This is a genomic window from Corynebacterium vitaeruminis (assembly GCF_001054325.1).
GTDB lineage: Bacteria > Actinomycetota > Actinomycetes > Mycobacteriales > Mycobacteriaceae > Corynebacterium > Corynebacterium vitaeruminis_A.
Genome location: NZ_JVVM01000025.1, coordinates 252,844 through 267,150 on the forward strand (window position 1 = coordinate 252,844; position 14,307 = coordinate 267,150).

Annotated in this window: 10 protein-coding genes and 1 pseudogene; 7 read left to right on the forward strand and 4 right to left on the reverse strand. The window is 57.1% G+C overall.

The genetic code is table 11. The annotated features are described in order from the left end of the window. Nucleotides 1-49: 49 nt before the first annotated feature. Both ADA16_RS08610 and ADA16_RS08615 read right to left on the reverse strand, forming a co-directional pair. Nucleotides 50-319 (reverse strand): WhiB family transcriptional regulator, encoded by a 270-nt coding sequence (locus ADA16_RS08610; RefSeq protein ID WP_005511107.1) that lies wholly within the window; start codon nucleotides 317-319, stop codon nucleotides 50-52. Nucleotides 320-804: 485 nt separating this feature from the next. Next, nucleotides 805-1,911, reverse strand: a complete 1,107-nt coding sequence (locus ADA16_RS08615; RefSeq protein WP_239659406.1) for a diacylglycerol/lipid kinase family protein — start codon at nucleotides 1,909-1,911, stop codon at nucleotides 805-807. 100 nt (nucleotides 1,912-2,011) lie between these two features. On the opposite strand from ADA16_RS08615, the gene ADA16_RS08620 reads away from it, so the two are divergent. Then, nucleotides 2,012-2,470, forward strand: a complete 459-nt coding sequence (locus ADA16_RS08620) for a hypothetical protein (RefSeq protein ID WP_239659407.1) — start codon at nucleotides 2,012-2,014, stop codon at nucleotides 2,468-2,470. On the opposite strand, the gene ADA16_RS08625 is transcribed toward ADA16_RS08620, so the two are convergent. Together ADA16_RS08625 and ADA16_RS08630 are read right to left on the reverse strand one after the other, a co-directional pair. Then, nucleotides 2,467-3,798 (reverse strand): PQQ-binding-like beta-propeller repeat protein, encoded by a 1,332-nt coding sequence (locus ADA16_RS08625; RefSeq protein ID WP_048760905.1) that lies wholly within the window; start codon nucleotides 3,796-3,798, stop codon nucleotides 2,467-2,469. The genes ADA16_RS08620 and ADA16_RS08625 overlap by 4 nt on opposite strands. A gap of 65 nt (nucleotides 3,799-3,863) precedes the next feature. Then, nucleotides 3,864-5,228 (reverse strand): DEAD/DEAH box helicase, encoded by a 1,365-nt coding sequence (locus ADA16_RS08630; RefSeq protein WP_048760907.1) that lies wholly within the window; start codon nucleotides 5,226-5,228, stop codon nucleotides 3,864-3,866. Nucleotides 5,229-5,322: 94 nt separating this feature from the next. Here ADA16_RS08630 and ADA16_RS08635 point away from each other — a divergent pair, with 94 nt between their 5' ends. The 6 genes and pseudogenes from ADA16_RS08635 to ADA16_RS08655 all read left to right on the forward strand — a co-directional run bounded on the left by ADA16_RS08635 (nucleotide 5,323) and on the right by ADA16_RS08655 (nucleotide 14,266). Beyond that, nucleotides 5,323-5,547, forward strand: coding sequence for a DUF3107 domain-containing protein (locus ADA16_RS08635; protein ID WP_239659408.1), 225 nt, complete (start codon nucleotides 5,323-5,325; stop codon nucleotides 5,545-5,547). Further along, the gene (locus tag ADA16_RS08640) at nucleotides 5,547-6,455 is read left to right on the forward strand and encodes a DUF3152 domain-containing protein (RefSeq protein ID WP_048760909.1); all 909 of its coding nucleotides are present in this window, start codon (nucleotides 5,547-5,549) and stop codon (nucleotides 6,453-6,455) included. Before ADA16_RS08635 ends, ADA16_RS08640 begins: the two co-directional genes overlap by 1 nt. 9 nt (nucleotides 6,456-6,464) lie before the next feature. Beyond that, on the forward strand, nucleotides 6,465-7,316 hold the full coding sequence (locus tag ADA16_RS08645) for a TIGR02569 family protein (protein ID WP_048760910.1): 852 nt from the start codon (nucleotides 6,465-6,467) through the stop codon (nucleotides 7,314-7,316). A gap of 117 nt (nucleotides 7,317-7,433) precedes the next feature. Continuing rightward, nucleotides 7,434-9,599: pseudogene (locus tag ADA16_RS11525) on the forward strand (UvrD-helicase domain-containing protein); the annotation flags it as partial. Nucleotides 9,600-10,016: 417 nt separating this feature from the next. Continuing rightward, complete coding sequence (locus ADA16_RS11530; protein ID WP_414629659.1) at nucleotides 10,017-10,769, forward strand: RecB family exonuclease; 753 nt, start codon at nucleotides 10,017-10,019, stop codon at nucleotides 10,767-10,769. A gap of 2 nt (nucleotides 10,770-10,771) precedes the next feature. Beyond that, a complete protein-coding gene (locus ADA16_RS08655) occupies nucleotides 10,772-14,266 on the forward strand; it encodes an ATP-dependent helicase (RefSeq protein WP_048760915.1) in 3,495 nt (1,164 codons plus the stop codon). The last annotated feature ends 41 nt before the right edge of the window (nucleotides 14,267-14,307 follow it).

Here is a 14,307-nt window from a genome sequence, read left to right on the forward strand (position 1 = left end):
GGTATAGATTACATGGTAACCGCGTAACCCTATTAATTAGACCGGGGTATTAGACTGCGGTGCTGGTGCGAGTGCGGCGAGTGCGACCGCGGTTACGACGGCGCTTCAGTGCACGACGCTCATCCTCGCTCATGCCGCCCCAAACGCCGGCATCCTGGCCGGTCTCAAGTGCCCAGGCCAAACACTGGGCAGTAACAGGGCAGCGGTTGCAAACGACCTTGGCCTTTGCAATCTGTGCGAGAGCCGGGCCGGAGTTACCGACCGGGAAGAACAGCTCCGGATCCTCTTCACGACAAACGGCCTTGTGACGCCAATCCATGACATACTCCTAAAACATTGCGAGCCCCGGGTGAGGGCTGGGTTAAATTTCCTTGCGGGAAGGCAGCTCCGGAAATGGATTTCGCCAGACGCGACGAATCGCCGAATCTCAACGAGGGGTGGGGTTCATTCCCGGGTGCCCAGGGGTATTAGGCGTCTTGGGAGACCTACCTGTTTCGTCGCCCATGCGAGTTGGAAAGGTAGTGGGTTCTCACCAAAGAGTTCGCGCCTAAAAAGGCGAGACTTGCATGCTTGCACATTTAATGAACTGCATGCCTGTCTCGCTGACGATTTACATGTTTTCACGACTGGGTCGGTTCGTAAAGAGCAAAATGAATAAAAGTGCCAAACCTCACAGAAAAGTGAAGTTTTGGTTAAAACGCCAGGTCAAAACTAGCCTCTTGTGGGGGTGATTTTAGTTTTGGTAATTGCAGTAGTAAGGGTGTATGGCGCATTTTTGTTGGCCTGTCAGTAATCAATCGCAGTTTAAGTATGTGTTGCTTCCATCTTTTGATTAGTGCTGAACAGTCGGCGGGTGCGATCTATGACCCTTTTGGTTGCCACAATGAGCAAACGTTCGTCTACAGGACGAGTAGCGACCTTCTGGGTGAACTGTGCCTCAGTGTGATCGTCGGCACGCGCCACGAAATTGATAGCACCCTGCTGAACTCGGATGTTGAGGCAGTCGCGCTGATCGATATATTCGCCGTCCAGCTGGAGGCGAAGTGGAGTCGTAGCGGTGAGCTGGATTTCTTGGGCGTTGTCGATGCGTCGTTCGCGGTCCGCTACGTGGAAGGGAGAACGCAGACGGGTGAAGAAACCAGCCAAATTGGCAGCGGCTACGAGTCCCGTCACGCCCTTTAAAGAAGTGAAGCCATAAAAGCCCAGGCCCTTGCGTAGAGAAACAGTGGGGTTGGTGACGATGGGTAGGTCGCCGAGGAATGTCCATGGATTGGAATTGGACACCACGGCCATTGCGAGATCGCGGCCGAACTTCTTGCCGTCGACAGTTGCGGTGATTTGTGGTGGATTGGCGCGCAACTCGTTCCATGCGGTGAAAACTGCCGGCAAATAGCGGATGGCTTTGGCGCGGGTGCCGTTTTGTCGGAGTTGTTCCATGGTGGCAATGACTTCAGCATCGATGCCGATACCGGCATTGACAACGAAACACCGATCCGCTGCATGCCCAACGCTGATAGTGCTGTGGGTTCGGGAGCGTAGCAGGCCTGCGATATACCACGCGGCGTCGACGGGGTCGCGAGGAATCCCCAGCGCTCCTGCCAATACATTGGCGCTGCCGGTGGGGATCGCTGCGATGGCAGGCAGTTCAGTAGCGGGCAGCGCCGAGAAGGGGTTGGAGTTCATGAGTCCGTTGACAATCTCATTAATGGTTCCGTCGCCGCCGAGAGAAATAATGACGTCGTAATCGCGGACCGTTATTCCCGCCACCATATCCGCGGCATGGCCGGGGTAAGCAGTGAACATGGACGTCAAGTGAATCCCCTCGACCGAGCGAAGCGCCCGCACAATGCCGGGCATGCGTCGAGCAGTGTTACTGGTCGAGTTCGGATTGGAGATTAGCAACGCGCGCACAGGCACCAAGATTAGTGCATGAGCAGACTTGCGATGGGTGCATTAGCCGACTTGCCTCCGAGGTGTATTCATCAGTTCGCGCCGGGCTAACATGTAGGACGTGAGTAACCAGAAAAACAGCAGCAATGCGCCCAAATCACGTACTACCGATCAGCTTGCGGCGGCCGAAGGGCCGATGGCCGCGCCTCAGGTTGTTATGGTCGGCGCGTGGATCGGTGTCGCCGAATGCGTCCTCGGCCTGGGCTACGGAGTCTTCCTTTTGATTCGTGATTTGATGGGCTACCGCGATGAGGCAGCAGTCATTTCCGGCTGGGGTACCGCGCTGTGGTTCCTTCTGATTTTCGGTGCAGTCCTTGCAGGCGCGATTATGTTGCTGCGCGGTGCCCGTTGGGGACGCGGACCGATTATTATGCTCAACCTCTGCTTGCTGGGTGTGGCCTATTACATGTTCCGCTCGAGCGCGTTTCTGCTTGCCCTGCCAACAGCGACAGCTTCAATTGTGGCGCTGGCCTGTATGTTTAGCCCGAAAGCGATTGACTGGGCTGCACGCTCGTTTTAAATCTCGATGGCGAACGCGTCCACAGACTGACCGCGCTGAACCAGTAGCGTGTCACCGACAACCGCGAGTTGCACAGGTGATTCTGGATTATTCGCCCTATCTAGATGAGTGGACTTCGCAGCTGTAGGCACCGGTAGTGTGTCGATAATTTCAAGGGTTGTGGCATTCAATACCGCGATTCCGTCGCCGACTGGCATAAAAATATGTTCACCCCACGGAGCTGGGGTGCCGGTGGCCTCGGGAAACTCGAACGTCGGCGTCAGGGTACTCGGTCGGAAGCCAAGTAAACCCCGTGGCGACCACCACGTCATGTGATGGGGAAGGTCTGTTGTAAAAGGCACACGCGGTGCATCGTCGGCGGAGTTAGCTTCAGTCGGTGCCGAACGCAGGCTGGTCTCGTTCAGCGCCAGTTTAGTTAGCATCGTGCCGTCCATACGAAAAACGCGGATGCGATTATCTGACAGCACCGCCGCAGTGTCTTGACCAATCGAGATCAGCGACATATCTGCAGTCACTGGGCCAAGGTCAATATCGCTCTTGACCTCCGGTTTCCGGGATTCTTCCGGGTTCGCCTCCTGCATGACCAGGCGTCCGTGACCATCGCAGTTGTTTACGACCGCCAGCAGCTCCACGCGGGTGAGCGCACTGATAATCGAGCACTCTGGATGTGGCTGCATCTCCGGTTCCGGAGATGCTGGAACCTTGCCGTACTCGACTACTCGTACCAGGTCAGAGCGCCACAGTTCTAGGAGGCCAGAGTCATAGACACCCGCGTATGTATTCGACCGCACGGCGGCAGGGCTGTCAGCCGCAATTGATTTACGGGTCGCGACATACTGGCCCGAGTCCGGCTTCAGTGCAACAGTCTCACCGCAGCCGGCTGCTCCACGAAAAGTCGCGAAAACCTGGCCATCACTGCCCGAGAGCGCACACAGCGGAATATTTCGCCGATAGTGCCAGCGCTCCGTGCCGTCGTTAAGCGAGATTGCGCGCACGCCCTTGTCTTCGGCGACAATGAGTGACGTGTCCATCACCAGTGGTGTCGGAGAGACGGTGTGTGCGCCTGTGCTTGCCGACGATTCGGTGGACCACACCGGACGGAGAGTATGTGGCATTGCCTCTGGATCATTGGCAGCAGGAGCCTGCGTTGCGGAGCTGGCAGGAGCCGTCGTTTCACTGCGGTCGACCTTGCGAGCCGGGGAAACGGCCCATGTCCAACCGATGACTAGAACTACGGCGATGATGAGAATTGCCGATGCGATTCGATTGCGACGCAGTCGAGTCTCTGCAGCGGTGGTCTCAGCGTTGGCTTTTGGTGACTGCGGCACAGTTGGAATGTCCTGTCGACGAATGGTCGTGGGGGAGGGAGAGGCGAATTGGCGTGCGCAGCAGCCTAGCTGCGACGATGTGAACTGGCTCGGCCGCCCCGCCTTGAACCTCGCCCCTGTCCACGGTTGCGGTCACGGGACTGCGAACGGTCGTTTCGCGGGCCTCTGCCTCCACGCCCTCGAGGCGGTCGGGAGCCCAACACTGGGCGAGCTGGGCCGACCTTCTCGTCTACGCCATCGGGAATATCAAGAGCTTCGGCGAGCTCGGGGGAGGTGGAAAACCACGTCGGAATCTCAGCCATACCCAGGTCGAGGGCATCTGAAATGGCCTTCCACTTTGCGGTTTCATCCCAGCCGACGAGCGTAACGGCTACACCGCTGTGTCCCGCGCGGCCGGTGCGACCGATGCGGTGGACATATGTCATTTCATCATCGGGCACCTGGTGGTTGATGACGTGGGTGACATCGTCGATGTCGATTCCGCGAGCTGCGACATCGGTTGCGACCAGTACATCGACATCGCCATTGCGGAACGCCGTCAGCGAGCGCTCACGTGCGGGCTGACCCATGTCGCCGTGGACAGCGGTGACCAAGAATCCTCGCTCGCCGAGCTGTTCTGCAACAGAGGCTGCGCCACGTTTCGTGCGAGCGAAAATAATGGTGCGACCACGACCGTTGGCTTGCAGGATGCGGGCGATGACAGAGACCTTATCCATCTGGTGCGATTGGAAAACAATCTGTTTAGTGGTCTCGTGGACGGTGGCCTCTTCCTCGCCTGATTCAGCGCGGATGTGGACCGGGCGATTCATAAAGGTACGCGCGAGAGTCAGAATTGGACCCGGCATCGTTGCGGAGAAAAGCATGGTCTGACGTTCATCAGGCACCGCGGCCAGAATCTTCTCGATGTCCGGTAGGAAGCCCAAGTCGAGCATCTCGTCGGCCTCGTCGAGAACCAAGATTTTTACGCCTGACAGCTCCAGGTTATTGCGCTGGTAAAGGTCGATGAGGCGGCCGGGTGTGCCGACGATAATGTCCACACCGTGGTCAAGCTGTTCGATCTGTTCCTCATAGGGGCGGCCACCGTAAATGGTGCAGACACGGAGATTGGTTGAGTGTGCAGCGCGTGCTAAGTCCTCACCGACTTGCACGCACAGCTCACGGGTGGGGACGATGATAATTGCGCGGGCAGAGCCGTCCGGCTCGGGGATGCGGGCGTCATCAAAGACGCGGTCAATGAGGGGGACACCAAAGCCAAGGGTTTTTCCCATGCCAGTACGGGCTTGGCCGATGATGTCGGTGCCGTCGAGTGCCAGGGGCAGGGTCAGTTCCTGGATAGCAAAAGTGCGGGTAATACCTTCGTCGGCGAGTGCGTCGCAGATTTCCGCGGCGACCCCCAATTCGACGAATGTCGGGGACTGGGACTCTGCCACGGCGACTCCTTTACTGTTTGTAACCTCACGTGACACGACGGCTTAATCGGTCTCTCTAATCCTAGCCGCTTTGGGAATGGTTATGATGTCACCTATGGACATCACTATTGGATTCGCAGACAATACGCGCGAGTTGAACATTGAAAACGTCGCAGGTGGTGAGGAGGTCAAGGCTACGATCTCCCAGAAGCTGGCTGCTGGCGAAGGCGTGATTGAGCTCAGCGACGGCGCTGGTCACGACTACCTGATTAACGCTGACAAGGTCGCCTACGTCCGGACCGGTAATAACGCAGACCGTAAGGTCGGCTTCTTCGCCTAATGACGCAAGAACCCTTTCTCGTACGCATTGCAAGGAGTTGGGGGTGGCGAGCCTATGCCATCCCCGTACTTGTGGTGCTCACTGTCATCATTCTCTTTGACATCTTCACTGCTGAAGATGATCCTTTTGACTCTGGCAATGGCACCGTCGCCTCGCAGAATGGCAACGGTCGCTCTGGTCCAGTACCCGGCGAGGGCTATGGGGATGACTACGAGGGAGGGCAGTTGCCACCTGGCCCAGCCTATGCCACGGAATCCTCGGGCAATTTTAAAGACGTCACCGTGGCGCATCCCCGTGTTGGGGAGGGGCGCCGCAATGCGGTCAGATATTCCGTGGAAATTGAAGACAACATCGATGTTCCGTCGATTGGTGGCGAGCGTGCCTTTGCAGAGACGGTGAACTCGATTCTGGTCGATCCACGTGGCTGGACGGCCAATCCAGATTTTTCTTTTGAAGCGGTACCTCGTGACCAGAATCCGACGATTGTCGTGCAGCTTTCCGCCACTGGAACCGCGCACCAGCTGTGCGGAAACACTTTGGGGATGGAGACCTCCTGTTTCCTGTCTGGGCGGCGGGAAGGTGAGCCTGGGCGAGTGATTGTCAGTATCGCCCGGTGGGTTCGGGGTGCCCTGCCTTTTGAAGGTGACCTGGGATTATATCGCCAGTACCTCATTAATCACGAGGTTGGTCACGGACTTGGCTATGCGGTTCACGAACCCTGCCCGAGGGACGGCGGTATCGCGCCAATCATGATGCAGCAGACCCTGAGCGTGTCGAACGATGAACTGCACGAAATCGACAGCAATGAGGTCTATCAGGCCGATGGCAAGACGTGTTCCGTCAACGGCTGGCCGTACCCGTTTGGGGCGGATGATGATACGGCCGCACCGACTCAGAAAGCGAGGTAGTAGCCGATTATGATTGCCACTCCTCCCGACCGTGTTTTAGAGGCCTTTGGCGCCGAGGGGGAGCCGCATCGTGCCGGGCGAGCTTGGGACAATGGCTGGGTCTACGACGATTCCATTGTTCTGTCCCCGGTACATAACTCGGCGCAGGCGCTGTGGTCTGCAAAGGTTCGCGGCGCGCTTGATGTCGATGGCGTTCGAGTGGCGAAATCCGTGCGTACCAGTGATGGCCGCTTGGTCATTGCCGGTTGGCAGGCACGTCATTTCATCCCCGGTGAATTCGCGCCACGTGCCGATGAAACCATTGTCGCCGCTGGCCGCGTGGAAGAGTCGCTCGCCAGTATTGAGCGGCCACAGTTCCTTCTAGATAAAGAGCCCGATTACTTCGTCATGTGTGATCGTGCAGCCTGGGCCTCTGACCCAATTGGAATCCTCGAGCAGCTTCTCGACCCGGATAGCGTCCCCCGCGCCGACTGTGCCGAGGCTCTCACCATCTCCGGTGACCTGCTCCAGCTACGGGCAGAGATGGTTGTGCCAACAGAGCTCCTGCAGGTCTGTCATGCTGACCTCGTCGGCACGCTGCTTTACGACGGCACGGCCGCCCCGGTTCTTACCGATATCGTGCCAGCGTGGCATGTCCGTGGTTGGACAGCTGCCTTGGCGGCAGTGGATAGTCTGTCCATGACGGGTGCTGATGAGGAGCTCCTGCGACGCTTCGATCACCTGCCGGATTTTGGTCAGCTACTCGTGCGTGCGATGTGTTATCGACTTTTTGTCCACGCCATTAGTCCGGAATCGCAGCCGGGTGCGTATCGTGGCCTGTTCCGTGCAGCTTCACTAGTGCGCGCGTTTGTGTCTAAGTAGCACCGGTATTAGTTAAGGGAAGCCTGGGGGCGGGGGTATTTTTCTCCCTATTTCGAATGGTTGTGCGAATAGTGGTCCGGGGATTGTGCCACAATGGTGCACATGAACGTAGATGGAATGCCGAAGGTTCGGTTCGTACAGGAGGAACCTCCTCGTCGTCGGCAGTGGTCCGGCACTGCTGTAGAGGCTCTTTTCCCTTCACATAACCAGGCGCTCGTGGTGGGGGATAAGCTTGTAAACCAGCCTGTCGTACGCGTTTTTGGGGGGCCAGGGACGGGCAAAAGCTCACTGCTGGTAGATCTCGCGGTGGACTATATTAGGGCGGGCATTCCGACGGACAACATTTTGGTGGTGTCGCAGTCGAAGGAGGCTGCTGCGGCATTGAGGCGGGATATTGACCGGCGCTTTGTGGCTGAACTAGGACAAGAAGGTTCGGTCGCAGCAGGCCAAGGCGGCATGGTGCGCGCCGTGCACTCGCTTGCGTTTGCAGTAGTACGTGATGCTGCCGTTAGTCGTGGAGAGCCTGAACCATCGCTGACCACTGGTGCACGCCAGGATGCTGTCGTGCGACAGCTTTTAGCCGGGCATGCGGAAGATGGTGGTGTGTATTGGCCAGAACGGTTGCGGCCGGCTCTTCCATTAGTTGGTTTTTCCCGTGCGGTTCGTGACTTTCTGCTGCGTGCAGCTGAACGTGGCATTGATGCTCCGCGGCTTCAACAGCTGGGCGTCGACTATGGCATTGATTCGTGGTGCGCGGCTGGCAAGTTTATGGCGGAGTATCAGCAGACTATGCGGTTGGCATGGGAGCCCAGCCTGAACGCGGCAGAAATTGTGTCAGCGGCATTGACTGAGCTGGATGCAGATGCGCAAGCACTGGCTCGGTGGGGAAAATCGGTGGTGCTGGTCGATGATGCTGAACACTTATCGCCGGAGGCTGCGCGTCTTGTGGATCGGTTCGTGACGCAGGCGTCGGTGGCCGTCATTACTGGTGATGAAGATCAGTCGGTATTTCACTTCCGTGGTGCTAATAGTGAGTATCTTCGGGCTACTGGTGAGACCGAGCACAAGGCAATCCACTTGCAGCAGTCTTACCGCTGTAATGCTGCTATCGCGGGCTTAGTCAACGCAGTGTCTCAGCGCTTGCCTAAGGCCCCTTCCTATCGTGGCATTGTTGGCTCAGCTGGGGAACACGAAGCTGGTGAATCTGGTATTGGAAACAACAGCGAAGCCGTCGCAGGGGGAAACTCTTACGCTGCTAAAAGTGCCGTAAGAGTTGCTATTCACCCTTCTGAGCGTGCCCAGCGGGCCACAGTCGCGGACTATCTCCGGCGCCTTCATATTGACGAGGGGGTGGCATGGAAGGATATGGCGGTCATCGTCCGGTCGGGTGCGGGGGAATCCTCTCTGTTCCGTGCATTGTCGCGTGCGGGTGTGCCTGTACAGATTGACCCGACGGATATCGTGCTAAGTCATCAGCGATTGGTGCGGGCTTTGATGGTGGCGTTGCGGGCAACCACGAACCAGCTCGACGACGTGGAGTGGGATGAGTTTCTCTCCGGCCCACTGGTCAACATGGATCCGATTGTCAAGGAGCGTCTGCTGCGTGGAATCCGAAAGGCCGATTTGTTTGGCGCGGCGGCGATGACTCAGCTCATCGGAATTTTGAAAGCAGATGGGCTCACAACTGAGCAGCTGGAGCTGATGGAGTCTCTGTCGCAGCGCGAACGTCAGGCGCTGCAGGTGCCACTGGATCTGTTGAGCGCAGCGCGCACAGCATTGCGTGACGGTGTGGAAGCGACGTTGTGGGCAATTTGGCAGTCCACTGGCTTGGCAGACCATCTGGTGGCGGCATCGCTTCGCGGCGGTACAGGCGGAGCTTCGGCTGACCGCGATTTGGATGCTGTGATGGCCCTGTTCGACTTTGCCGGTGACCGTGTTGAACTGAATCCAAAGCTGACGGTTGATGGTTTTATCGCTTCTGTGGAAGAGCAGGAGCTGCCCATCGGCGCGCGTGACCGTAGTGGGGTAGAACGCGATGCCGTGCGCATTCTCTCAGCGCACGCGGCTCTGGGTAGGCAGTGGAAAGCAGTAGCAGTTGTCGGAGTCCAGGAAGGACAGTGGCCTAGCCTCGGTGTGACTGGCTCGGTGATGAGGCAGAACGAGTTCATCGGTCTGGTCGACCACGGAATTGAACCGCGAGATTACATCAATTCCATGGCGGATGCTCTGGCAGAGGAACGTCGCTTGCTGCACGTTGCGGTATCGCGCGCGAGTGACAGAGTACTGCTGACCGCAGTGGATTCTCCCGATGATGTTGGAGTTCCCAGTCCATTTATTATCGAGCTCGTTGAGAAGCTCGGTATTTCGACGACGGAACCGGTGAAGCAGTCGGAGAACTCTTTCGCTGCGAAGGATGCCGGGGCTGCGGCGGAAGAAGCAAACGTTGACAGTCCGGATGTGGCAGAAGCAGAAAATCGCATGTGGGCCGGCGAAGGCCTGCCACGGGTTCTCTCTGTGGAGTCACTCCTGGCAGAACTGCGTGCAGCTGCTGTTGACGATGCAGAGACGGAGACGCGACGCCGGCAAGCTGCGCGCCAACTCGCGCGATTGGCGCAGGTTGGCGTTGCTGGTGCGCATCCAAACACTTGGTGGGGACTTCGTAAACCGTCGACTTCGGAACCGGTAAATGACAAGAAGCCGATGAAAATCAACCCTTCCAAGGTGGAAGCAACCTTGAGCTGCCCACTGAAGGCCATGTTGGATAAATCAGCGCCGACATCGGCCATGTATTTGGGCTCTCTACTGCATCTGGCAGTAGAAGCTGTATCGAAGGGAGTGACTGTGCCTGAGGCGCAGTCTGAAATCCGGCGTGTTTTTGGTGATCTGTCCGATGATCCGGAGTGGCGTAAGCGCACGGAGGAAGAGACCTGGTTGACAGCACTGGAGGATTGGCAGCGGTGGATTGGGACTAAGAAGGATATTGGAACCGAGGTTCCGGTAGATGTCGCCATTAATGATGACATTGTGATTGTCGGACGAATCGACCGGTTGATTGAAGACGCTGATGGTGCGGTTCAAATCGTGGATATTAAAACCGGTAAGACAGCACCACCCGCTAAAGAAGTAGAAGAGCACGCACAGTTAGCTACATATCAGCTGGCGTTGTCGAAGGGGAAGCTCATTGAACGCGGAGATGGTCTTGCCGTGGACAACGGCGAAGGCATCGAACAATCTGGGGCATACCTGGTATTTCCGCGAAAATCCCACAATAAGACCATCATCACTAGCCGAGAACAGTCCAAGCTCACGGAGGACAAGTTGGCTGGTTGGGAACGGCGCGTGGAGCAGGTAGCACATGCGACTTCTGGCCCGCGTGCGTTGGCGCTCGCTGGTGATCATTGCAAGTTCTGCACACTTTCGAAGGCGTGCCCGGCAGCAGAAGGGAATCGGTAGTCATGTCGGAGGAACGAACCATTATTGATCCCGTCACCCTGTCGGAGATGATGGGGCAAGACTTTCCGCCTACACCGCAACAAGCAGCGGTCGTTGGTGCGCCTATGGAACCGATGCTCGTTGTTGCTGGTGCCGGTGCTGGCAAGACAGCGACGATGGCTGCGCGAGTTGTGTGGTTGGTCGCCAATGGCTTTATCCGACCTGAAGAAGTGCTGGGTTTGACCTTCACCAGAAAGGCAGCGCGCGAGCTCGGCGTCCGTATCCGGCAGCAGCTCAATGCGCTCGCTTCCTCTGCTGCATTTCGTGCACAAGCTTCACCAGAGGTACTCGCAAGCCTGGAGGTCATTGCCCCGACCACGCTTACTTACGATGCTTATGCCTCTGAAGTCGTGAGCAATTATGGTCTTTTGCTGCCTACTGAGCCGGGCGTAACCATTATGGATGGCGCGACGCAGTGGCAGTTGGCCTGGGAAGTCGCTCGCGATGTGAAAGCAATCGATGTCGATATTGCGCCATCGACGCTGGCCGGTCGCATTATTAATCTGGGAGCGAACATCGACTCGAACCTGTCTTCGCCGCAGGCGATTCGCGAGGAAACCCAGGCATTCATCAGCAATATTGAGCAGACCCCGAAGAAGGGTAAAGGCGATGGACTCATTGGCGCATTACAGGCCATCGTTGATAAGCAGCGGGAGAGATTGGAAATTCTGCCGCTGGTAGAGCAGGTTCGAGCTCGGTGCAATGACGAAAACGTCGCTACCTTCGGTATGCAGATGGCCCGCGCGGCTCGGCTCGCCACTGACTTCGCAGAAGTCGGGGAAGAGGAGCGGCGCCGCTTTAAGGTCATCATGCTCGACGAGTACCAGGACACATCGCATACACAGCGACTGTTCCTGCGTGCACTGTTCTCCGGTGGTTGTGTCACCGCTGTCGGTGATCCGATGCAGGCAATTTATGGCTGGCGAGGAGCAACTGCCGAAAACCTCGTGCAGTTTGTCAATGACTTTCCGCGGTCGGATGGGCAGCCGGCGGAGAAAAAGCAACTGACCATTTCTTGGCGAAACCCGCAGTCAGTGCTGCAGCTTGCAAACGAAGTTTCCGACCGTGCATTCGCGGGGCAGGCACGTACAGTGGAGGCACTGGATGCCGGTCCAAAAGCAGGTCAGGGCGAGGTGCAGCTGGCTTTCACCGCGACAGGTGAAGAAGAAGTTGCCTACATCGCAGACTGCATGGAGGCACAACTACGCGAATGTGAAGCGGCTGGCAACAAACTCGACGCCGCCATCCTGGTTCGAACAAATGCTGAATCGGCAGTTTATTTAGATGCACTGTCTGAGCGGGGTGTCCCCGCAATTATTGTGGGGCTCGCTGGACTGCTGCACTTGCCCGAGGTCATGGATATCACCTCGGTGATGAAGATATTGGTCGACCCCGGTTCGGACCAGGACGCTCTGCGCCTGTTGCTCAGCCCGCAGTTCAATTTGGGTGCCGCAGATGTGGAAGCACTGCGTACTCGTGTAGACCAGCTGGCAATGGCAGGGAAGGACGAGTTGGCCCGAAAGAAGGACAATTCTGAAGAGACTTCAGACTCCTCACCGCTGTCCCTGCTTGCTCGCCAGTATGATCAACTCCTGGAGAATGCCGAAGCAGCAACGTCTGCGGTGGGGTTGGGGCACGCCATCGCTGACCCGGACATTCGCTTTAAAGACGGCACGCCGTTGGCACGCGGCAGTGTTAAAGAAAACGGTCCGTTGGTCAGCAGTGAGTCGCTAAGCTACACAGATGAAGCAATAGTGCGCATCGCACAGTTGGGCGCAAGCCTACGAAAACTACGTCGGTTCTCGTTGAATAAGCCTCTGCCGGAGTTGGTCGAAGATATAGCCACTGAGTTTGGAATTCGCGTAGAAGCAGCGGCCGGACAGTATGGTTCCGCTACCGCGATCACCAGGCCGACGACCGCACATCTGGATAGGTTTGTCGATATCGCTGCGACGTATTCTCAAAATGTCTCGGACGATGTGACGGGGTTTTTGAACTATCTGGAATTCGCTGTCGAACACGATGATGGCTTGGAACGGGCACCCATGAGCATGCCGGAAAACTGTGTCCAAATCATGACTATGCACAAGTCAAAGGGTTTGGAGTGGGACACGGTTGCTGTGCCGGGAATCACCACCAGTAAGTTTGACAAAATCCAGCTATCGTCGTGGCTCAGTAATTCGGTCCAGCTTCCTCCGGGCGCAATTACCCAAGTGGATCCGCTGGCGGGTAGCGCCGAAACTACAGAGGAAACTATGCAGATCGCAGTGGGCGATTGGTCACCCGTCGCTGACTTTGTCGATAGTGCTGCCCCCGAACTCGATATTTCAGGCGCGGGCAACCAGACCGAGCTCAACAAGGAGATTGAAGCCTACAAGGCGGAGCTACGAGAAGTAGAAAGGGAAGAACAACAGCGTCTCTTCTACGTTGCCATGACTCGGGCTGCGAAGAAACTCATTGTCACTGCAAGTAGGTGGCCTGATCCGAGTTTGAAGAACCCCACCGATGCGTCGGCGGATTTCGCGGCCATCGCCACGAAGTTCAGTGACTTTGTGGTGTCGTGGACAGATGGAGAGGACCCTGAGGTAGCGGACACTGAGATTGATCTCGACTGTGACACTGCGGTTGATGGGGTGGTCTGGCCCGTCGATACCCTGGGGAACCGCCGGGATAGCGTGCAGCGAGCAGCTGAAAGCGTCATGCGTTACATAGAAGAAGACCAGGATGAGCGACCTATTGCAGGTGACCTGTCTGAGGTATGGGAAACGGAAACGACAATTCTGGTGGATGAAATCCGTCGAGCTAAAGCCGCGGAGATTCATCTGCCAATGCCGACAAGCATGTCCACTAGTGAGTACCAAGCGATGATTGCGGATCCGGTCGCGTTTGCTCGTCGAAAAGCGCGCCCGGTGCCCTTTAAACCAAACCGATTCGCACGCCGAGGTACGGCATTCCACGCATGGTTGGAGAATCGCTTCGGTGCACACAGTCTGCTGGACGATGAGGATCTCTTCGGAGATCAGCTGGATGACTTCCTCGGCGCAGAGCAGGGCGCGTCAGAACGCGAACTGGAAAACTTGAAGGAGAACTTCGAAGCATCCGAGTGGGCTGATCGCACACCAGCCTATGTGGAGGTGCCGTTTGAAATTGCCATCGGGCAGCGGCGGGTCGTCGGTCGAATCGACGCGGTGTTTAAGGACAACGGGAAGTGGAGCGTCATTGACTGGAAAACAGGCCAGATGCCCCGCGGAAAGGACAGGGAAGTAGCGGCTCTGCAGTTGGCGATTTACCGCCTGGCGTGGTCGGATAGGCTGCGTGAAATGGGAATGGAGACCGCACCTGAAGACATTGAAGCGGGATTCTTCTACGTATCGGCAGGACGGACGCTAATCCCAGATGAAGCGCTACTGCCAAGCAGGATAGAGTTAGACAGGAAAATGCGCGAGCTGATTGGATAATCATCTACGTATGTAGCTGCCGTGTGGCCGTGGCCAGTTAT